The 883-nt window shown below is 68.1% G+C and carries 1 protein-coding gene; it reads left to right on the top strand.

All coding sequences use genetic code 11. The annotated features are described in order from the left end of the window. Positions 1-539, top strand: a 539-nt coding sequence (locus D7X99_RS41950; RefSeq protein ID WP_121782589.1) for a sterol desaturase family protein, incomplete at its 5' end; no start/stop codon positions are given. Between the last annotated feature and the right edge of the window lie 344 nt (positions 540-883).

Here is an 883-nt window from a genome sequence, read left to right on the forward strand (position 1 = left end):
GGGGGCGGACGTCAGTGGGGCGGGTCCTGCTGTTCATCCCTCTGGGCCTGCTGACGTGGATCCTCATGGAGTACGGCATCCACCGGTTCTTCTTCCACTGGGAGGGCAAAGGCCGGCTCACCCGGCGGGTGCATGAGATTGCCCACGGCTACCACCACAGGTACCCGGACGACGCCCAGCGCCTGGTGATGCCGCTCATCGTCACCATCCCGCTGTCCTCCCTCATTGGCGGGCTGCTGTGGATGGTGGGCCGACCGGCGCAGATGCTCCCGTATTTCGTGGGCATCGTCTGGGGCTACGTAGCCTACGACACCCTCCACTGGGCCACGCACCACCGCACGCCGCGCACGGCCTGGGGCAAGGCGCTGCGCGCGCACCACATGGCGCACCACTTCGCGACGCCGGACCGCAACTTCGGCATCAGCAACATGTGGATGGACACGCTGATGGGGAGCGGCGGACGGCGGCCCGAGCGCGAGGGGAGGATGGCGTCAGGTGAGGATGCCCGCTCCGAGGAGCGCTCCGGCCCGAAGGCGTGAGCCGCCGCCGGGTCACCCGTGAGGGCCGGCCTGTTCCTGAACTTCATGGGTGTCCTGGTGGATCCGCGCTTCGCGGTGCATCAGGGGGACAGGTGTTGAGGCACGCCGTCCTCGCTGGAGAGCAATGCCCGCGGGGCGGCTGTAAGTCTTTGTCATTCCCACCCGGCCGGTCCTTCACTCCCGGTCGGGGTGGCTGAATCCTGTCAGTCCCGAGACGGGGGGGACATGACGATTCAATTCGGATTCATCGACCAGGGTGATGGCGCCAACCTCCGGACGCTTCCCGCGGAGATGAAGGGCTCCACCTGCCTGACCCCAGCGCCCCTGCCTCCGGGCACGCGGGT

Source organism: Corallococcus sp. AB032C, assembly GCF_003668935.1.
GTDB classification, from domain to species: Bacteria; Myxococcota; Myxococcia; order Myxococcales; family Myxococcaceae; genus Corallococcus; species Corallococcus exiguus.